The organism is Micrococcus sp. IITD107, from assembly GCF_041927415.1.
In the GTDB taxonomy this organism is placed as follows: Bacteria; Actinomycetota; Actinomycetes; order Actinomycetales; family Micrococcaceae; genus Citricoccus; species Citricoccus terreus.
The window spans coordinates 252,060-270,221 of record NZ_JBHFFN010000004.1 but is presented as its reverse complement, the minus strand read 5'-3'; the positions used below and the strand labels follow the sequence as shown (position 1 = coordinate 270,221).

Here is an 18,162-nt window from a genome sequence, read left to right as displayed (position 1 = left end):
TCAGTGGCAGGAGCCGCCGTCGTGCCCTGGGCCTGTCTCAGTCGGTGCGCCGCCTGCCGGGGCGCAGTGACCGGGCTTCGGTGCGGGAACGTCCAGCACAGGCGAGCGGTCGAAGAAGCCCTCCGGGCGCAGGCGGAAGCCCACGTGGTCCACGGGCATGATCGGCCAGTCCTCCACCCGCGGGAAGTGGGTCAGCCCGAAGGTGTGCCAGACCACGATCTGCTCGCCGTCCACCGACCGGTCCTGGGCGATCCACTCCGGCAGGCCACCGTCCCCGGCGTGCTGGTTGGGGAAGTCGCCGGTGGGGTAGCGCTCGTCCTCCTCATACTGGGAGACCCACAGCGCCTTGGAGGCGAACGTCGCGCGCTTGTAGATCGACGAGCCCTCCGCTGCGAGCAGGGTGGGCTGCCCCTCCGGATGCAGCTTGTAGCCCACCGGCTGGCCCAGACGGTTGGTGGACTCCGCGCTGGAGACCACCCAGGTCCGGCCCACAGACATGTCCGCATCACGCACGGCCTGCTGCTCCGTGGACAGCACCGTGCGCTTGCGTGTGAAGGCGTTGCCGCGGGGATTGGTGTCCGAGATCGGCAGCCGCACGGCGTCCTCCTCCTCCACCCGGCACGGTCCGCCGTCCAGGGCGAAGTCCAGCCGTGCGGAGAACAGGTGCTGGTGGAACGGTGCGCCCAGCCCCGGGGCCATCTCTGAGGCGAAGTCTGTGGGCCCGTTCGGCAGAGCCGAGGTGAAGACCACGCCGGTGGCCTTGGCCTCGAACTCGATGGTGCCGTCCAGGTAGAGGTACCAGTAGAAGCCGTAGTCGTAGTTGCCCACCGTGGTGAAGAAGGAGATCACCAGGCGGCGGTTGCGGCGGGTGTAGTCGATCCCGCTCCACAGGTCCGAGTGCTTGGAGAGGATCGACCAGTCCTCCTCGTGCATGCAGATGCCGTTGGTGATCTCTCGCGGCTCCCCGCGTCCGGTCGCCACGGTGGGGGAGAGGTAGGTGATCTCACCCAAGCAGTCGCAGCCCAGCTCCAGGGAGTTCGCCCACTGACCCACGAGGTACTCACCGGTGTCGAAGTAGTTCTGCCAGGACCGCACCGGGGAGGGATCGCCGTAGGGCACCACCATCTCCGCGATCGCGGCCCGGTCCAGGATCCGGCGCGTGCGCTCGCCGTCCTGGAAGGAGATGTTGTGCAGGACCAGTCCCTCGCGCATGTCGAAGCCCACGTCCAGGCTCCAGCGCTCCCACTCCACGTGGTTGCCGCCGGTCACGGTGAAGGAGGGTCCCTCCGGCTGGGTGATGGAGATCGGCTTCTGGCTGGTGCGCAGCGGGCCGGTCAGCTCCGGATCGGTGTAGTTGCCGTGCTCCTGCGGGACAGGCATGACCTCCAGGTCCAGGATCTGGTCCACGCTGTTGTTCGTCACGTCCACATAGGCCACCAGGCCGTCGATGGGGTGGGCCCAGGCGGAGTCCTGCTCATGGGTCTGCAGGAACGCCAGCCCGCGCAGGATCCGGCGGCCCTTCTCCTCGGGGTACTCGAACACGCCGGCAGACAGCGGTGCCACGCGCACCTGCTCGACGTCCAGTCCGCGCTTCTCCAGGGCGGCCAGCCAGTCCGGGTGGGTGGAGAGGATGCGCTCGACCGCCTCGAACTCCTCCTCCAGCACGGGCAGCTCACCGGTCTGGGAGGTGTCCAGTTCGGTGTTCGAGACGACCCTCTGATCGGTGGCCGAGACCACCACATCGCGGGTCGGTCCCCCGTCCACGTCCAGCAGGAACACGCGGAACCGGCGGTCCACGGGCTGGTCCGTGGGGGTGCCGCGGGCCGGCTCCACCAGCCCCAGGTAGGCCATGCGGGCGGACTCGGGGAAGAGCCCCTCCCGCTCGAGCACGGTGCGGACGGTGGAGATCTCCTCGGGAGACTGCAGGCTGAAGGCAGAGGTGGTCATGGAGGGGTCCTTCGTGAGGGCGGGGAGGGGGTGTGCTGTGATCCAGCGCACATGTATATCTACAGGTGTAGACAATAAGCACGACGACGGCCGGCTGGCAAGACGTGGCCGATGGCGGTTCCTGCCAGAATGGCGGGAGAGGCCAGGGCCGGGTGTCCGGCCGCAGGTGAGCGCAGGGGGGAGGGGCGATGCCCAAGATCGTGGACCACGACCAGCGCCGTCAGGAACTGGTGGAGACCACCTGGCGGATCATCGCCCGGCGGGGGCTGTCCGGCGCGACCATGCGGCAGATCGCCCATGAGGCTGGCTACGCCAACGGTGCGTTGAAGCCCTATTTCGCCACCAAGGACGAACTGCTCGAAGCGACCTACCAGCACGTGTTCGAACGCAGCGACCGGAGGATCGAAGAGGCGCTGCGGGGTCGGCGCGGGCTGCAGGCGCTGCGGGCCCTGTGCCTGGAGGTGCTGCCGGTCAGTCCGGACCTGGTGGACGAGGCCCGGCTGGTGATCGCCTTCTGGAACGGCGCCGCCCATGATCCTGACGAGGCCGCCCTGGCCTCCGGTGCGCTGGACCGCTGGCGCTCGCGGATCCTGTCCACCCTGGACCAGGCCCAGGCGGACGGGGAGCTGCGGGACGGGGTGGACCACGCGCGGGTGGCCGGACTGCTGCTGGGGCAGCTGTTCGGCTCCCAGGTGACAGCCGTGGTGGACCCGGTCAGTTTCAACGGCGATCGGCTGGGCGAGCACCTGGACGGGCTGCTGGATCTGCTGCGGGCCTGACCCGATGACGCCCCAGGGGTTTGCGTCTACAGTGGGAGAATGTGATGCGGACCACAGGCTGTCCGCGGACGACATCCCTGTGTGAAGGAGTGGTCATGCATCAGCATGCGCTCGCCCCCGACTTCGACTCCTGGTCCGAGGTCATCTCCGGCTCGTTCGTCCCCCTCGAGACCGAGGCGGTCGGCCGCCCGGGCCCGCGAGGCTTCCGCGGCTCGGTGGACCTGTACGACCTCGGAGACCTGGCCCTGTCCACCGTGAGCGCCGCCCCGCACACCGTCCAGCGCACCGAGCGGCTGATCCAGGCCGGCGGCAACTCCCTGTTCAAGCTCAGCCTCCAGCTCGCCGGGCGCGGATTGCTCATTCAGGACGGTCGAGAGGTGGTGCTCGAACCAGGCCGCATGGCCCTGTACGACACCTCCCGCCCGTACACCCTCACCTTCGACCGCTCCTTCTCCTGCTATGTGCTGATGTTTCCCCACGAGCAGCTGGAGCTGCCGGCCGACCAGATGGAGCAGATCGGCCAGCTCACCGCCACCGATCTCGGCACCCTGCACGGCATGGGCGGGATGATGGGCGGCTACCTGGACAACGCCCGCCGGGTGCTGCCCGGTGTGGACGAGACCGTCGGCGCCCGGCTGGTCCACCACGCCGTCGACCTGCTCGGCACCGTGGTGACCGACTCCCTGGGTGCCCGCGCTGAGGCAGCCGCACCTCAGCTGCCCTCCGCTCCGGGACCACACGCCTCCCGTGAGGCGGACCGGGAACGGACGCGGGCCGACGTCGTGCGCTATGTGGAGCAGCACCTGGCCGAACCGGACCTGGACCCGGCACGGATCGCCCGCGCGCACTTCATCTCCGTGCGCAGCCTGCACCAGCTCTTCGCCACCACCGAGACCACCGTGGGCGCTCTGATCAGGGACCGCCGGCTCGAGCGGTGCCGGGCCGAACTGGCCGATCCCGCCCACGCGCAGCGACCTGTGGCCGTGGTCGGGTCCCGCTGGGGATTCACCGACCCCGCGCACTTCTCCCGGGCTTTCCGCGACCGGTTCGGCGACTCGCCGGCACGGTACCGGCGCCTGGTGCTCGGCAGCTGAGGAGAGGAGCCTGCACGGACCGTCAACTGCTCTGCCCCGCCGGTCAATCCGATCCCTCCCCTGTGGGGCAGGGTGCTGAGCACACATCCGCATCTCCCTGAGGTGAACACCATGACCACCGTCTCCTCCCCGCAGCACGCGTCCGCCACCACCGCCGATCAGCTCGGCGCACGGCGGATCGGCGTCCCCTCGCTGGTCTTCATGATCATCGCCGCCTCCGCCCCGCTGACCGTGGTGGCCGGCGGCGTCCCCAGCAACTTCGCCGTGACCGGCCTGTTGGGCATCCCACTGTCCTTCCTGGTGCTGGGCGTGGTGCTGCTGCTGTTCTCCATCGGCTACGCCGCCATGTCCCAGCACGTGCACAACGCCGGTGCGTTCTTCGCCTACATCGCCAAGGGTCTGGGCAAGCCGGCCGGTGTGGGTGCCTCGCTCGTGGCACTCGTGGCCTACAACGCCATGCAGATCGGCATCGCCGGCATGTTCGGCTTCGTCCTCTCCTCCTTCCTGGAGGGCCAGTTCGGGCTGTCCGTCCCGTGGTGGGCCTGCGCGCTGATCGCCTGGGTGCTGGTGGGCGTGCTGGGCGTGAACCGCGTGGACCTCTCGGCCAAGGTGCTCGGGGTGATCGTGGCGCTGGAGTTCGTGATCGTGCTCGTCTACGACCTGATGGGCCTCAGTGCCGCCCCGGAGGGCATCTCCGCGGACGGCCTGCTGCCGGACCAGCTCTTCGCCGCCGGTGTGGGCGCGGCCCTGGTGTTCTCGATCGCCGCGTTCATGGGGTTCGAGTCCGGGGCCATCTACAACGAGGAGGTCAAGGACCCGAAGCGGACCGCCGGCCGGGCCACCGTGACCGCCATCATCCTGATCGCGGTGTTCTACGCGTTCTCCGCCTGGGCGATGACCATGACCGAGGGGCCCTCGAACGTGGTGGCCGCCTCCCAGGAAAACGGTCCGGACCTGATGTTCGTCTTCCTGGCAGAGCGCGGCCCGGCCTGGTTCATGGACCTGGCGAACATCATGTTCATGACCAGCCTGATCGCCGCCCTGCTCGCCTTCCACAACATCGTGGCCCGCTACTTCTTCGCCCTGGGGCGCGAGCGCGTGGTCCCGCACTGGTTGGCCCGCACCTCCGCGCGGACCGGTGCCCCGGTGGCCGGTTCCCTGGCCCAGTCCGGTCTGGCACTGATCGTGCTGATCGTCTTCGCGATCTCCGGTGCCGGGTCTGACGATCCGCTGTTCCCCGTGGTCACCCTGTTCACGTGGCTGACCAACATGGGCGCGTTCGGGCTGGTGCTGCTGATGGCACTGACCTCCCTGGCGGTGGTGGGCTACCTGCGCCGCTTCGAGCACGAGTACTCCGTGTGGACCCGGCTGATCGCCCCGGGGCTGGCCGCGATCGGCCTGATCGTGCTGTTCGTGATGATCATCCTGAACTTCTCCGTGCTGATCGGCGCCGAGGGCGAGAGCGTGCTGAGCTGGCTGCTCCCCGTGCTCGTGCTGGCCCCCGGAGCGATCGGCACCGCCTGGGCGCTGTGGCTGAAGTCCAACCGACCGCAGACCTACGCCGGGATCGCCACCGGCGGCGAGCTGGGCTAACCCGTCCGGCCCCTCTGACACCCTGACCTCAGAACCGAATCCCCCGAGCTCGAAGGAGAGCACCATGACCCAGAACCAGACCACACTGACCTACGAGGAGCTGCTCGCCGCCATCTCAGCACCCGAGGGGCAGGGAGCCGAGCTGAAGGACCCTGCCACCGGGGCCGTCGTCGGGAGGGCGCCGCAGGCCTCCACCGCGGACCTGGACGCCGCCGTGGAGAAGGCGCGCGCCGCGCAGAAGGAGTGGGCCAAGCTCTCGCACGCCGAGCGTTCCGAGCACCTGAACCGGGCCGCGGATGCGATCGAGGCCAACGCCGAGACCCTGGCCGAACTGCTCTCCCGCGAGCAGGGCAAGCCGCTGAACGGTCCGAACGCGCGGTTCGAGGTGGGCGGATGCTCGGCGTGGACCCGGGCGAACGCCGCCTTCCCCGTGGAGCCGGAGGTGCTGGTGGATGACGAGTCCGGGCACGCCGAGCTGCACTGGACGCCGATCGGGGTGGTGGGTGCCATCGGCCCCTGGAACTGGCCGATGATGATCTCCATCTGGCAGATCGCCCCGGCGCTGCGCATGGGCAACACCGTGGTGCTCAAGCCCTCCGAGTACACCCCGCTGTCCGTGCTGGGCCTGGCCCACGTGATGAACCAGGTCCTGCCGGAGGGCGTGCTGCAGGTCCTGGCCGGAGACGGTGAGCTCGGCCGGGCCATCACCTCCCATGACGGGATCGACAAGGTCACCTTCACTGGATCCGTGGAGACCGGCAAGGCGATCATGCGCTCCGCCGCGGACGACCTGAAGCGCCTGACCCTGGAGCTGGGCGGGAATGACGCCGGGATCGTGCTCGAGGATGCGGACCCGAAGGCGCTGGCCGAGGGACTGTTCTGGGGTGCGTTCATCAACACCGGTCAGACCTGCGCCGCGCTCAAGCGCCTCTACGTTCCGGACTCGCTGTACGACGCCGTGTGCGAGGCGCTGGTGGAGGTCGCCCAGAAGATGCCGATGGGTGTGGGGCTGGAGGAGGAGAACGTGCTCGGACCGCTGCAGAACAAGGCGCAGTGGGAGATCGTGGACCGGCTGGTGCGCGCCGCGAAGGACGGTGGCGGGCGCGTGCTGGTGGGCGGCGATCCGGACCCTGACCAGGACGGATACTTCTACCCCACCACACTCGTGGCCGACCTGGACAACGACAACCCGCTGGTGGCCGAGGAGCAGTTCGGGCCCGCGCTGCCGATCATCCGGTACACCGACCTGGACCAGGCGATCGAGTGGGCCAACGGGCTCGAGGTCGGGCTGGGCTCCTCCGTGTGGGGCACGGACCTGGACGCCGCCGCCGAGGTGGCCGCACGTCTGCAGGCCGGCACCACGTGGATCAACAAGCACGGCGCCATCGACCCCCGCGTGCCCTTCGGCGGCGTGAAGCAGTCCGGCTTCGGCCTCGAGTTCGGCGTGGAGGGGCTCAAGCAGATGGCCCTGCCCAAGGTCATCTCCCGGTAGTCAGCAGGATCAGAAGAGCACCGTCCCGACGACGGCCACCCACCTCTCAGCCAAGGGGCACCTCAGGTGCCCTGACACAGGGACGGCGGGTGGCCGTCGTCGTGATGTCCCCCCTTTGGCAACTGCGGGTCAGTTATCACTGGCAAGACCCCGGATTCGGGGCTATGAGGTGGATTTCTGACCTTTCGTTGCAGGCGGGGATGCAGGTGGGGGTACAGGCGGGGAGCGTGTCCGGGGCACTCGATAGGGTGGAGGGGCACCCCACCGGAAGCTGAGCTGATGCCCCCGATCACGGAACTGCCCCCGCACGCACTGCCCTCTGACGAGGTCCTCCACCACCTGGAGGCCACCGCCGACGGGTTGGACTCCGCCGCGCACGCCGCGCGGTTGGAGGAGCATGGTCGCAACGAGCTCGAGGTCGCCAAGCCGGATCCGTGGTGGCTGACTCTGCTGCGGCAGTTCGCCAGCCCCATGATCATCTTCCTGCTGATCGCCGCCGTGGTGACCACCCTGATGCAGGAGTGGATCGACACCGGCGCCATCCTGCTCGCGCTGATCCTCAACGCCGTGATCGGGTTCTGGCAGGAGCGCAAGGCCGCCTCGGATGTGCAGGCTCTGCGCTCGCTGTCCAGTCCCACCGCGCGGGTGCGCCGGGATAGGACCACGCAGACGGTGGATGCCGCGAGCGTGGTGCCCGGGGACGTGGTGCTGCTCGAGTCCGGCGACCGGGTGCCCGCCGACCTGCGGCTGCTGGAGACCTCCGGGCTGCGCGTGGACGAGTCCATGCTGACCGGCGAGGTGCTGGCCGTGGACAAGTCCGTGGACCCCGTGGACGCGGACACCCCCATGGCCGAGCGGCACTCCATGGTCTACTCCGGGACCCTGGTGGTGACCGGGCGGGCGGCCGGCGTCACCACTGCCACCGGGCGGCACTCCGAGCTCGGAGAGATCAACGAGCTGGTCCAGACCGAGGCCACTCAGACCCCGCTGCAGATCCTCACCCACCGCATGGAGAAGACCATCGCCGTGGTGATCCTGGGGGTCGCGGCGGTGCTGTTCGTGATCGGGCTGGCTTCCGGCACGCCGGCCTCCGAGCTGTTCCGCACCGCGGTGGCGCTGATCGTGTCCTCCATGCCGGAGGCCCTGCCGATCGTGCTGACCGTGGCCATGGGTGTGGGCGTCTCCCGCATGGCCGCGCGCAACGCCGTGGTCCGGCGGCTGCCCAGTGTGGAGACGCTGGGCTCCACCACAGTGATCGGCTCGGACAAGACCGGCACGCTGACCCAGAACCGGCTGACCGTGGAGCGGATCTGGAGCGCCGCCGGGTTCCGGGACCTCACTGACGGGCCGGACCGGTCCGAGCTGAGCGAGCTGGAGTGCGCGGTGGCCCGGGCCGGTGCGCGCACGAATGAGGCACGACTGGCGGGTGCCGCTGGTGCTGGCGGTGCTGGTGGCGGGGACGCTGGCGGGCGTGATGCGGCGCAGGCCGATCCGGCCGACGCCCTCCAGGGCGACGCGGTGGATGTGGCCATGGCCGCTCTCGCCCTGCGCGCCGGGGTGCTGGCCCAGAGGACCTGGAGACCGCGCGCGAGCGGGACATGCCCTATGAGCCGCACCTGCAGTTCTCCCAGTCCGTGGTGACCGAGCCGGACGGCGACCGCGTCCTCTACGTCAAGGGTGCGCCGGAGCGGGTGCTCCGGTTCTGCGACCGCTGGGCCGGTCCCGGCGGCGTGGAGCCGCTGGACGGGCAGGCGCACGAGGAGATCGCCGCGGCCAACGAGCAGATGGCCGAAGACGGACTGCGCGTGCTGGCCACGGCGTGCCGGCGCATCCCGGACGGGGCCGACCTGCCGGAGGAGCTGCCCGAGCCCGAGTCGCTGATCCTGCTGGGCCTGGAGGGCATGGCCGATCCGCCGCGCCCCGGAGTGCCGGAGGCCGTGGCGGACTGCCAGCGCGCCGGCATCCGCGTCATGATGATCACCGGCGACCACCCGGTCACCGCCGCCTCGATCGGCGCCCGGCTGGGGCTGGACTCCGGTCCGGACACACCGCCGCTGACCGGACGCGAGGTGGATGAGCTGGACGACGCCGCCCTCACCGAGCGCTTGCGCACCGTCTCGATCGCCGCCCGGATGACCCCGCAGAACAAGCTGCGCGTGGTGGATCTGCTGCGCGCCCAGGGCGAGACCGTGGCCGTGACCGGGGACGGCGTGAATGATGCCCCCGCCCTGAAGGCAGCCTCGATCGGCGTGGCCATGGGCCGCTCCGGCACCGATGTGGCCCGCGAGTCCGCGGACGTGGTGCTCACGGACGACAACTTCGTGACCATCGTGGACGCCGTGGAACAGGGACGCGTCACTTTCTCCTCCATCCGCAAGGCCAGCTTCTTCCTGCTCGCCAACGCCACCGCGTTCCTGGTGGCCGTGGCCGCGAACATGTTCACTGAGCTGCCGCTGATCTTCCTGCCCGTCATGCTGCTGTGGACCAACATCGTCACCAGCGGGCTGCAGGACGTGGCCCTCGCGTTCGAGAAGGGCGAGGGGGACGAACTCACCCAACGCCCGCGCGACGCCTCCGAGGGAGTGCTCAACCGCACCATGTGGATCCGCACTGCCCTGACCGGCGTGTGGATGGCCGTGGGCACCCTGCTCGTCTACCGGTTCTCCCTGGCCGCCGGGTACGAGCTCGACCACGCCCGCACGTTCGCGCTGACCACCATGGTGCTCTTCAACTTCTTCAACGTGATGAACGCGCGGACCGAACGGCGCTCGGTGTTCGGCATCAACCCCTTCAGCAACCCCCTGCTGATCGCCTCCAGCATCGCCGCACTCATCCTCCACTGGGCCGTGATGAACTGGTCCGTCACCGCCGGGATCATGGGCCTGTCCCCGCTCACCCTGGGCGACTGGGCACTGTGCGTGGTCATCGGGGCGACCGTGCTGGGAGTGGTGGAGCTGGAGAAGCTGCTGCGCCGTCGTCGGGCCGGGGAATCTGCAGGTCAGTCATCACCCGCACGCGGCCTGAATCCGGCTCATGCGGGTGATCACTGACCTCCAGTTGCGGGGGGTCGGGGGCGCGGGGAAGGTCAGGCCTGAGGCCGCTCCAGCGCGATGATCGCGCCCAACCGGGCCCACTCGTTGCGTCCGAGCCGGGCCATGGGATCCAGCGCGCGGGCGTCCGGCAGGGTGCGGCCGCGCGCGTCCGTGGTCAGCACAGCGGTGTCCACGCTGACGTGCCTGACCTGACCGAGCACCAGGAAGCTGTCTCCCACGGGGATCACCTCGTGCAGGGTGCACTCCAGCACGGCCGGCGAGTCCGTCACGCGCGGTGGGCGAATGGTCACCGAGTCCTCCTTCCCGACGACGGCCGCCGAGAACTCATTCACCTCGCCCGGGTAGGGGGCTGAGGTCTGATTGGCCTGATCGGCCAGGCGGTGGGGAACCAGGGAGATGCTGAACTCGCCGGTGGCCTCGATGTTGCGCAGCGAGTCCTTGCGTCCCGTGGAGCCGAAGAGCACGATCGGCGGCTGACCGGACGCCACGGTGAAGAACGAGTGCGGGGCCAGGTTCGGGGTGCCGTCCGCGCTGAGGGTGCCCACCCAGGCGATGGGCCGGGGGATGAGGATCGACTTCACCAACAGGGTGGTCTCGGCGTCGCCCAGCTCGGCGGGATCGAACTCGGTGCGGTGGGGTGCGGGGTTCTGGTGCTGGGGTTCGGGCTGGTGGGAATCGCGCGCGGGGGCCTCGGAGTGCTCGCTCATGGCTCCAGTCTGGCAGGCGGTGTGCCCGGTGCGGCTCCGGGGGGACCCGCTGCGCGCCAGAGGTGCAGCACCGCGTACGACCGCCACGGGGACCACCTCTCCGCGTGATCGGCCAGCGCCCGGTGCTCCCGTGCGGTGGCCCGGCCCTGCGCCGCCGGGAGGATCCCGAGTGCACGAGCACCGGCCACCAGGGCGACGTCCCCGGGCAACCACGCATCCGGATCCCTGGCCACGCGCATGCTGATGTACCCGGCGGTCCAGGGGCCGATGCCGGGCAGTTCCAGGAGCCGGGTGCGGAGGGCTGCGGCGTCCCGGGTCTCGGCTGCGCCCCTGTGCTCGGTTGAGCCCGTGTCCACGTCCAGCGTCCCGTCCGCCAGGGCTTTCGCCACCCCGCGGACCGCCTCGACACCCGCGCGCGGCAGGCGCAGCGGACGGTCGGGGTCCAGACTCTCACCGCGCCCTGGCGAGGGAGGAAGCTGCGCCAGCCGGGCCGGCGTCGGGAAGGTCCTGCTCAGCCCCGCGAAGGGCGAGTCACAGGGTGAACCCAGCCGCGCTGCCAGACGGGAGAGGTGCGTGCGCGCCGCGGCCACGGAGATCTGCCGGCCCACCAGCGCGCGGATGATGAGCTCCTGCGCGTCTGCCGCGCCGGGCACGCGCAGACCGGGGTGCGCGCGGACGGACGGGGTGAGATGTGGATCGGAGCTGAGCGCCGAGTCGACGACGTGGGGGTCCGTGTCCAGGTCGAACAGCCGCCGGAGCCGACGCGCCGCCTCCTCCACGTCCTCTGGGGCGGCGGAGACCCGCGCGGTCAGGGTCCACGGTGCGGCCCGGCCGCCCCTGCCGGCACCACCTCCACCCCGACGACGGGCCGTCACCTCCACGGATCCGGTTCCGTGGGGCAGGGCGAGGGTGCGCGCGTAGACCAGACGGCAGGGATCGGTCAGGTCAGTGGACTCCACTCCGGCGATCGCACGGGCGGCCAGGAAGGAGAAGATCCCCGGGGCGTCGTAGGGGTGCGGGGCTGAGAGGTCGACGGTGAGGGGCGTGCGCGCGGGCATCTGCTCAGTGAACCAGGCGGTCTGGGCAGGGTGGCAGCTCACGTCCTCTCCTGCACAGCAGACCGATCACGGCGCCGGGTCCCCAACCGGGGAGGCTGTCACTCCACTCCGGAATCAGGGTTCCTAGCGTGGTGGACAGCGAGATGGATGCTGTTCGACCAGGGAGGACACCGTGACGACGAGACCGTGGGATCTGGCGCCCGGAGGGCCGTCCGTGGGGTTGGGCGAGATGGTCCCCTCAGCACTGCCCGTGGATCGGTTCTGCGACACCGCACACGGGGTGGCCCAGCTGATCGCCCCGGAGGAGTCCGTGCTGCGTGTGCTCGAGGCGGCGGTGGCCCAGCTGCACCAGGTGGCGGAGGAGCTGCGTGGCGTGGCCGCCGGGACCCGGCAGATGGGGGAGTCCGTGGGGCAGCTGCTGACGATCGACTGGCGGTCCCCGGCGGGGGAGGCCTTCGTCGAGCGCACCGGTCGGATGCGGCTGCGCGCCGGTGAGCTGGCCGAGGTGGCTGAGGAGCTGGTGCTGACCTCGCGCGCTGCGATCGACGAGCTGCAGCACCGGATCGACCAGACACGGCAGAACATCGCCGTGGCCAAGGCGACCGCCGTCACCGTGCTCAGCGGCGGGGTGTGCTGAGATGCCCATGCTGGACGGCGACGCGTGGACTGCACTCGGCCGCCCGTCGTCGGGGTATTCGGGGCCGCTGCCCGCGCGCGTGCAGATCCAAGGTGGGCCCACCTCCATCCACGCGAACATCATCGAGCTGGAACGGGGAACCACGGTGCTGGGCGCCCAGGGGGAGCTGGCCCTGGGGCTGTCCGTGCGGGCCGGGGCGAGCGGTGGGCTGATGAGCCTGGCCGCGAGCCACTCGTCGTTGGCATCCGTGGTGGCGGGGCGGACGGCTCAGCTGGCGGGAGGCCTGGCGGCCCTGGGAGCTGAGGCGGCTGTGATGCGGGAGGCGGTGCACCGCTCGGCGGCAGCGTACCGGGAGGCCGAGGCGCGGGCGGACGCGGCGATGACGAAGCTGCTGGGCCTGCCGGCACTGATCACGGCAGGGACCCTGATGGCCGCAGGACAGGAGGTGCCCCAGCCGGTCAACAGCCTGGTGTTCAACGCCATGCCGGAGCTGATCGCCCTGGGGCTGAACGGAGCCGTGGGTGGACTCGGGAGCGCGTTCACGGTGGTCTCCTCGGCACATGCGGTGCAGTACCGGGACGAGGGTCGGACTGGGCCGCTCTCGGCCGCTGAGGTGCTCTATCCGGCGTTGCACTGGGTGGGATCGAAGACCGGGGTGGTGCAGTTGGGACCCGTGCGGGTGGCGGGTCGGACCGGGGAGGCGCGCGTGGATCTGGACGGCAGCCTGGTGGACCTGATGGAGCTGCAGAAGCGCGGACAGGACGTGGGGCCGGGAGAGATCCAGGTGGCACAGGTGACCACCCAGACGCCGGGCGCACCGGAGCGGGTGTTCGTGGTGACCGTGCCGGGGACGCAGAACTGGCTCGGCTCGGAGAAGGAGTTCACCAATCCGTTCGACGGAGGCGGGATCGCCGAGGCGGCGGTGTTCGACTCGCAGCATGTGGCCGTGGGAGTGGACGAGGCGCTGCGGCAGTCCGGCGCTCAGCCGGGGGATTCGGTGGTGTTCACGGGGTATAGCCAAGGTGCCATGCACGCCATGCGCGTGGCCAACGACCCCCGGGTGAACCAGCGGTACCGCGTGGAGGCGGTGCAGACCACGGGCGGACCGGTGGAGGAGATGCCCTTGCCGGACACCGTGGAGGCACTCAACCTGGCCGACGGCGAGGACTTCGTGGCGGCCGCCGGCGGACGGCCGATCCACTGGGGACCGCGGCGGACCACGGTGACCTTCCACGGCGGGGGACCGGCCGAGGGCGAGGGCATGGGTGCCCAACATGAGCTCGACAACTACCTGCGGCACACCCGTGATCTGGACGGAAGCGAGCAGGAGACGGCCCTGGCACCGACGTTGGAACGGTTCTCCCTACTGACGAAGGGGTCAGCGGTGGTGCACACCTATCAGCTCAAGCGGGAGCCACGGCCCGAGCCGAAGCACCCGTTGGAGCAGTCGAAGCCCCGTCCTGCCACGGTGCGCCGTGAGGTGCCGGGCGAGAGCGCGTTCCGCCCGAGCCTGGTGCGCGACCTCGACGTGCCTGGACGGGGGAGGTCCGCTCCTTAACGTGTCTGGGCTATGTGTTCGAATATCTGTACGAGGAGAACGGGTTCTCGTGAGGTCGGCTGGAGGAGGTGGTGGTCGTGGCAGTGGTGGTGGATGAGGCTGCGGCTATGCCGCCGCTGAACGTGAGCGTCGATCCTGGTGTTCTGGGCTTGAAGGAGCTTCTGGTGCTGGCGGGGCGGGTGACTCGTTCACTGACGGCGCGTCTGGTTCGACCGGATTTCGTGGAGTCGTTGGCTCCGGTGGTCTCTGAGGCACAGGTCCCGTCTGAGGTGGCTTCTGCGGGTTCGGTCACGTTGCCGGTGGTGCAGGAGCAGGTGGCTGCTCTGGTGCGGGTGGTGGAGGGTGCGGCGACGGCGGTGGCGGGGCATACGGCCCGGGTGTTTGAGGATCCTCAGGCCCGGCATCGGTGGTTGGGGCTGCCCCAGGGCAAGACGGGGTTTAGGTCTTCGGCTGATTTCGTGGAGAAGACCCATCACACGCCGGCCCGGCAGACCCGGGAGCGGGAGAACCGGGCGGCCCAACACCTGACGGTCTCCTCGGATAGTCCAGAGGCTGGTGGTTCGCTTCCTGAGGTGTCTGGTGCGTTGTGGTCGGGTGCGGTGGACCCTTCTGTGGTGGATGTGATCACTCGGACCCTGGGCCAGGCCCGCCGGGCGGCGGCCACGGCGCGGGTGTCGAGATCTTGGGTGGAGCAGCAGGTGGCTGCGGGTGAGGTGGAGTTGATGGGTCGGGCGCGTCGGGAGTGTCCGGGGGTGATGGTCCAGGTGTGCAAGCGCTGGCTGGTGAGGTTCAAGGACGCGTTGGAGCGCACCACTGGTGAGCCACCGGCTGGGGTGGTGGACCAGGGTCGTGCTGCCCGGTTTGTGCGGGAGGAGGGCGGACTGTTCCTGTGGCACTTGTTCTTGACCCAGGCCCAGCATGAGATCTTCAAGACCGTGGCCTCAGCTGGTGCCAATCCGCGGGCGCGGAAGAACCAGCAGGGCGCTGGTGGTGGGCCTTCTGGTCAGGACGGTGGGCTGTCGCCAGATCTCTTGACCTTGTTTGATCAGGCCACGCAGGGCGCAGAAGAACAGGACCGGGCCACTGAGGACGAGGTGTTCTGTGCTGGTGTGGCTCCGTGGGTGGAGCGGGGTGAGGAGCGGAATCGTCGTCAGGTCGATGCGGTGATCACCGCCCTGAGCGCGGCGCTGCGCGTGAGGGATTCGGGGTTGCCGGATACGGGTGGGTATGCCCCGCAGGTGATGGCGGTGATCGACTACGACACCCTGGCCGGCAGACTCTTGGACCACCCGGACCCGCCACCACAACCTGAAATCCCGACGGAGCTGCTCCGGCCAGGGGAGCCCGGGTATGAGCCGCCGGTGAAGCCACCGTCCGGTGGGGTGGACTTACGGGGGTCTTTGGTCTCCACGGCGGGGTTCTCTGGTCCGATTGACCCCAGGGTGATCCGGGCGTGGGCTTGTGATGCCAAGATCCTGCCGGTGGTGTTGGGGGCTCAGGGGCAGATCGTGGATGCCGGGCCGGCTCGGAGGCTGTTCCCGGCCCCGTTGCGGCGGGCGATCATCGCCCGGGACCGGGGGTGTGCTGCTCCGGGGTGTGGGCAGCCGGCCACCTACTGTCAGGTCCATCATGTTCAGCACTATGAGCATGGCGGTCCCACCACGGTGGAGAACGGGGTGCTGTTGTGCGAGCACCACCACCAGGCGGTGCACCATGACGAGTATCGGATCCACATGCGCCACGGGATCCCCTGGTTCGAAGACACCAGCCCCACCGCCCGGTCCAGGCAGGCCAGCTCGAGGACCGGTGCTGAGCCGGAGCTGACCCGCAACCAGTACTGGGCCGACCACCCAGAACCACCATGGTGAGATTCAGGGACGCTCGAGGTCGCCCTGGACGAGTTCCTGAGGAACGAGATCGGCATGACGGACACCGCGGAGCAGGTTGGGATCGATCGCGATGCCTCGGCGGAGCACGCTCAGGGCGCCGGTCGGCTCCATGATCACGCAGGCCACCTCAGACCGGTTCCGGATGCCCGCACGGCGCAGCGCCGTGTGCAGCTCCAGATCGGTGACGTGGGTGCGGCGCATGGCCTCGGGCAGCTCCCGTTCGCCGATCATGAGCACCACCGGTTCCGAGGTCAGCAGTCGCGCACCGCGCAGGGTGCCGCGAATGTGACCGAAGGCCGCCTCCAACAGGAAGAGGGTGAACAGGCCCAGCGCGCCGGCGGCCAGCGTCGGCGGGTGGCCCAGGATCACCCGGCCAGCCACCGCACCGAGCATCACCGTCACCACGATGTCGAAGGTGCCCAGCCCGCTGAGCACACGCTGGCCGAACAGTCGCACCAGGAGCAGGAACACCAGGTAGATGCCCACGGCTGAGATCACCACAGCCACACCCTGTTCCAGGTTCAGGCCGAGCCGCTCGCCCACTGCCGTCCAGTCCATGTCCACCGTCAGGGGTCAGCGGGTGCTGGGCTTGCGGACGGTGCCCACCAAGCCGTTGGCCAACATCGAGACCAGGGAGACGATGATCGCCGCCAACACCGCCGTCCAGAAGAACGAGTCGATGGTCAGGCTGACGGGCAGGAACGAGGTCAGCCACACGGTCAGCATCAGCATGATCGCGTTGATGATGATCGTGAACAGGCCGAGCGTCAGACAGGTCAGCGGCAGCGAGAGCAGCGAAATGATCGGCTTCACCACGGCATTGACGGCGCCGAACACCAGTCCGATCGCCAGGAAGGCCAGGATCTGGCCGACGTCCGCATTGCCCGTCGCGGCCGCGGCCGAAGCGGACGAGACCTCCATGCCCGGCAACAGCAGGGTGGCGACCCAGAGCGCGGCGGCGTTGATGATGACGCGTATCAGCAGACCGATCATGCATCCATCGTCCCACGCGAGGCCTGGTTAGAGTGGTGCAGGATTCTGACAGGACCGAGGGGACGATCCATGGGCCGGCACGGGCGGACGAAATGCGTGGCCTGCGCCCGATTCTTCGCCGTGTGCACCCTGCTGATCGCGGGAAGCCTCCCTGCCGGTCTTGCTCATGCCCAGCCTTCGCCAGTTCCAGGTGCTCGGACCGTGTTCGAGCAGGCCCCAGAGCCGGTCTACCCCACGAACACCGAACCGCCTGTCCCCGGGACGGAGCCGCCACCGGCGGTCCTGGATGAGGACTACGTCTCCGGTGACTGGATCGCCCAGGACGGTCGGGTGATCCCTGCGGTCGGCATCGTGACCGAGAGCATCGACTAGGCGGTCCTGCATCGACTCCGTCCTGTCGTGGACCAGCGTCGGATCATCACCGTCACCCGTCAGCTGCCCCTGGATGGCCGGCGGCTCATGCTCATCGTGGACAGTGCCGACGAGGCCGACACCGCCCATCAGATCCGCACATTCGCAGAGGCCACCGCCCACGCGATGATCACCGAACGCCGGACCGGCATGCTGCTGGAACGCCTGGCCCCGGACACCGAACGCCGCCCGCGTCTGGACCCCGGGTGGATCGTCCTGACCGTGACGCTCCCGTCCACACCCGAGCAGCAGGCGCAGACGGTCCTGGAGGTGGGCGAGGGAGTCGGATGGAAGGAGGAGGGGTCAGCGCAGCGGATCGAGCAGGCAGGACGTGACCTTCGGGCAGACGAACTGCTCCCGACGGATTGATGCAGCTCGTCACCACGGCGGTCGAGGAGACCACCCCACCGGACCGCGGCGTCTGGGCATCACTGACCCAGGGGCGGTGGATTCCCCTGGCCGGCGTCGTGCTTCTGCTGGTCGCGGTCGCCGTGATCTCGCGCCTGCTCCAGCGGCGCAGGGTCCGCGCGGTCACCGCTCACCGGGCCGATCATCGCTGGTATGCCTCTGCAGGAGCAGATCCGGCGCTGCGCCTGCGGCAGGTCATCGAGGCGCTTGCCCTGGCCCTGGGCGCACCTCACGCGCGCGCATTGCCCCCAGCGAGGCCTGTCCTGACCACGATCGTGCAGGACACCTTGGAGCTGGACCGGGTCGCACCGAGGAGTCGAACCGGTCATGCGGCGCCGCCCCGGAGAGCTGGCGCGCACGGGATCGAGGAGCGACTGGAAGCGGCGCTGCAGCTGCTCGCGCAGCTGATCCGGGAGGGAGCCGCAGCCCGGCCACGTGTGGACTTTCCCGACGACGTCCATCAGGTCCTCCATCAGGGTCCCGGCACGCAGGGGGAGAGCGGGCCATGAACCGACAGGCGAAGTCAGGCCGGGGGCTGGGACG

17 protein-coding genes are annotated in these 18,162 nt (G+C 69.6%); 12 read left to right on the top strand and 5 right to left on the bottom strand.

The genetic code is table 11. The features are described 5' to 3' along the window. Nucleotides 1–1,947: a primary-amine oxidase gene (locus ACEXHE_RS09525; protein WP_374785623.1), complete on the bottom strand. Its 1,947-nt coding sequence runs from the start codon at nt 1,945–1,947 to the stop codon at nt 1–3. A gap of 188 nt (nt 1,948–2,135) precedes the next feature. Between ACEXHE_RS09525 and ACEXHE_RS09520 the strand changes: the two genes are divergently transcribed. The 6 genes from ACEXHE_RS09520 (at nt 2,136) to ACEXHE_RS09495 (ending at nt 9,955) form a co-directional block, all read left to right on the top strand. Next, nucleotides 2,136–2,726, top strand: a complete 591-nt coding sequence (locus ACEXHE_RS09520; RefSeq protein ID WP_277246578.1) for a TetR/AcrR family transcriptional regulator — start codon at nt 2,136–2,138, stop codon at nt 2,724–2,726. A gap of 95 nt (nt 2,727–2,821) precedes the next feature. After that, entirely contained in the window at nt 2,822–3,820 is a 999-nt protein-coding gene (locus ACEXHE_RS09515; RefSeq protein ID WP_374785622.1) for a helix-turn-helix domain-containing protein, read from the top strand. A gap of 111 nt (nt 3,821–3,931) precedes the next feature. After that, nucleotides 3,932–5,413 carry an APC family permease gene (locus ACEXHE_RS09510; RefSeq protein WP_374785621.1) on the top strand — a complete coding sequence of 494 codons (1,482 nt, stop codon included), beginning with the start codon at nt 3,932–3,934 and terminating at the stop codon, nt 5,411–5,413. A gap of 64 nt (nt 5,414–5,477) precedes the next feature. Next, nucleotides 5,478–6,905: an aldehyde dehydrogenase family protein gene (locus ACEXHE_RS09505; RefSeq protein ID WP_260062282.1), complete on the top strand. Its 1,428-nt coding sequence runs from the start codon at nt 5,478–5,480 to the stop codon at nt 6,903–6,905. Between the two features lie 279 nt (nt 6,906–7,184). After that, the gene (locus tag ACEXHE_RS09500) at nt 7,185–8,546 is read left to right on the top strand and encodes a cation-translocating P-type ATPase (RefSeq protein WP_374785620.1); all 1,362 of its coding nucleotides are present in this window, start codon (nt 7,185–7,187) and stop codon (nt 8,544–8,546) included. Continuing rightward, complete coding sequence (locus tag ACEXHE_RS09495; protein ID WP_374785619.1) at nt 8,504–9,955, top strand: cation-translocating P-type ATPase; 1,452 nt, start codon at nt 8,504–8,506, stop codon at nt 9,953–9,955. Before ACEXHE_RS09500 ends, ACEXHE_RS09495 begins: the two co-directional genes overlap by 43 nt. Nucleotides 9,956–9,990: 35 nt before the next feature. On the opposite strand, the gene ACEXHE_RS09490 is transcribed toward ACEXHE_RS09495, so the two are convergent. Beyond that, nucleotides 9,991–10,665, bottom strand: coding sequence for a flavin reductase family protein (locus ACEXHE_RS09490; RefSeq protein ID WP_374785618.1), 675 nt, complete (start codon nt 10,663–10,665; stop codon nt 9,991–9,993). After that, the gene (locus ACEXHE_RS09485) at nt 10,662–11,765 is read right to left on the bottom strand and encodes an AlkA N-terminal domain-containing protein (RefSeq protein ID WP_374785617.1); all 1,104 of its coding nucleotides are present in this window, start codon (nt 11,763–11,765) and stop codon (nt 10,662–10,664) included. The genes ACEXHE_RS09490 and ACEXHE_RS09485 overlap by 4 nt, the downstream gene beginning before the upstream one ends. Nucleotides 11,766–11,895: 130 nt before the next feature. On the opposite strand from ACEXHE_RS09485, the gene ACEXHE_RS09480 reads away from it, so the two are divergent. The 3 genes from ACEXHE_RS09480 (at nt 11,896) to ACEXHE_RS09470 (ending at nt 15,786) form a co-directional block, all read left to right on the top strand. After that, a complete protein-coding gene (locus tag ACEXHE_RS09480) occupies nt 11,896–12,360 on the top strand; it encodes a hypothetical protein (RefSeq protein ID WP_374785616.1) in 465 nt (154 codons plus the stop codon). 1 nt (nt 12,361) lies between these two features. After that, a complete protein-coding gene (locus tag ACEXHE_RS09475; RefSeq protein WP_374785615.1) occupies nt 12,362–13,918 on the top strand; it encodes a hypothetical protein in 1,557 nt (518 codons plus the stop codon). A gap of 68 nt (nt 13,919–13,986) precedes the next feature. Then, complete coding sequence (locus ACEXHE_RS09470) at nt 13,987–15,786, top strand: HNH endonuclease signature motif containing protein (RefSeq protein ID WP_374785614.1); 1,800 nt, start codon at nt 13,987–13,989, stop codon at nt 15,784–15,786. 3 nt (nt 15,787–15,789) lie between these two features. Here ACEXHE_RS09470 and ACEXHE_RS09465 read toward each other — a convergent pair whose 3' ends face one another. Then, on the bottom strand, nt 15,790–16,365 hold the full coding sequence (locus tag ACEXHE_RS09465; protein WP_374785613.1) for a DUF421 domain-containing protein: 576 nt from the start codon (nt 16,363–16,365) through the stop codon (nt 15,790–15,792). A 15-nt stretch (nt 16,366–16,380) separates the two neighbouring features. Next, nucleotides 16,381–16,800: a phage holin family protein gene (locus tag ACEXHE_RS09460; RefSeq protein WP_091695478.1), complete on the bottom strand. Its 420-nt coding sequence runs from the start codon at nt 16,798–16,800 to the stop codon at nt 16,381–16,383. Between the two features lie 201 nt (nt 16,801–17,001). Between ACEXHE_RS09460 and ACEXHE_RS09455 the strand changes: the two genes are divergently transcribed. Genes ACEXHE_RS09455 through ACEXHE_RS09445 form a run of 3 tightly spaced genes read left to right on the top strand, consistent with a single transcriptional unit; the run spans nt 17,002 to nt 18,128 of the window. Then, nucleotides 17,002–17,172: a hypothetical protein gene (locus ACEXHE_RS09455; RefSeq protein WP_260062764.1), complete on the top strand. Its 171-nt coding sequence runs from the start codon at nt 17,002–17,004 to the stop codon at nt 17,170–17,172. Between the two features lie 27 nt (nt 17,173–17,199). Beyond that, entirely contained in the window at nt 17,200–17,580 is a 381-nt protein-coding gene (locus ACEXHE_RS09450) for a hypothetical protein (protein WP_374785612.1), read from the top strand. Next, complete coding sequence (locus ACEXHE_RS09445; protein ID WP_374785611.1) at nt 17,580–18,128, top strand: hypothetical protein; 549 nt, start codon at nt 17,580–17,582, stop codon at nt 18,126–18,128. The genes ACEXHE_RS09450 and ACEXHE_RS09445 overlap by 1 nt, the downstream gene beginning before the upstream one ends. The last annotated feature ends 34 nt before the right edge of the window (nt 18,129–18,162 follow it).

What these genes read in the sequence shown, in the direction of transcription:
- ACEXHE_RS09525 (WP_374785623.1), bottom strand. Translation starts at nt 1,947, where the DNA reads ATGACCACCTCTGCCTTCAGCCTGCAGTCTCCCGAGGAGATCTCCACC.
- ACEXHE_RS09520 (WP_277246578.1), top strand. Translation starts at nt 2,136, where the DNA reads ATGCCCAAGATCGTGGACCACGACCAGCGCCGTCAGGAACTGGTGGAG.
- ACEXHE_RS09515 (WP_374785622.1), top strand. Translation starts at nt 2,822, where the DNA reads ATGCATCAGCATGCGCTCGCCCCCGACTTCGACTCCTGGTCCGAGGTC.
- ACEXHE_RS09510 (WP_374785621.1), top strand. Translation starts at nt 3,932, where the DNA reads ATGACCACCGTCTCCTCCCCGCAGCACGCGTCCGCCACCACCGCCGAT.
- ACEXHE_RS09505 (WP_260062282.1), top strand. Translation starts at nt 5,478, where the DNA reads ATGACCCAGAACCAGACCACACTGACCTACGAGGAGCTGCTCGCCGCC.
- ACEXHE_RS09500 (WP_374785620.1), top strand. Translation starts at nt 7,185, where the DNA reads ATGCCCCCGATCACGGAACTGCCCCCGCACGCACTGCCCTCTGACGAG.
- ACEXHE_RS09495 (WP_374785619.1), top strand. Translation starts at nt 8,504, where the DNA reads ATGCCCTATGAGCCGCACCTGCAGTTCTCCCAGTCCGTGGTGACCGAG.
- ACEXHE_RS09490 (WP_374785618.1), bottom strand. Translation starts at nt 10,665, where the DNA reads ATGAGCGAGCACTCCGAGGCCCCCGCGCGCGATTCCCACCAGCCCGAA.
- ACEXHE_RS09475 (WP_374785615.1), top strand. Translation starts at nt 12,362, where the DNA reads ATGCCCATGCTGGACGGCGACGCGTGGACTGCACTCGGCCGCCCGTCG.
- ACEXHE_RS09465 (WP_374785613.1), bottom strand. Translation starts at nt 16,365, where the DNA reads ATGGACTGGACGGCAGTGGGCGAGCGGCTCGGCCTGAACCTGGAACAG.
- ACEXHE_RS09460 (WP_091695478.1), bottom strand. Translation starts at nt 16,800, where the DNA reads ATGATCGGTCTGCTGATACGCGTCATCATCAACGCCGCCGCGCTCTGG.
- ACEXHE_RS09445 (WP_374785611.1), top strand. Translation starts at nt 17,580, where the DNA reads ATGCAGCTCGTCACCACGGCGGTCGAGGAGACCACCCCACCGGACCGC.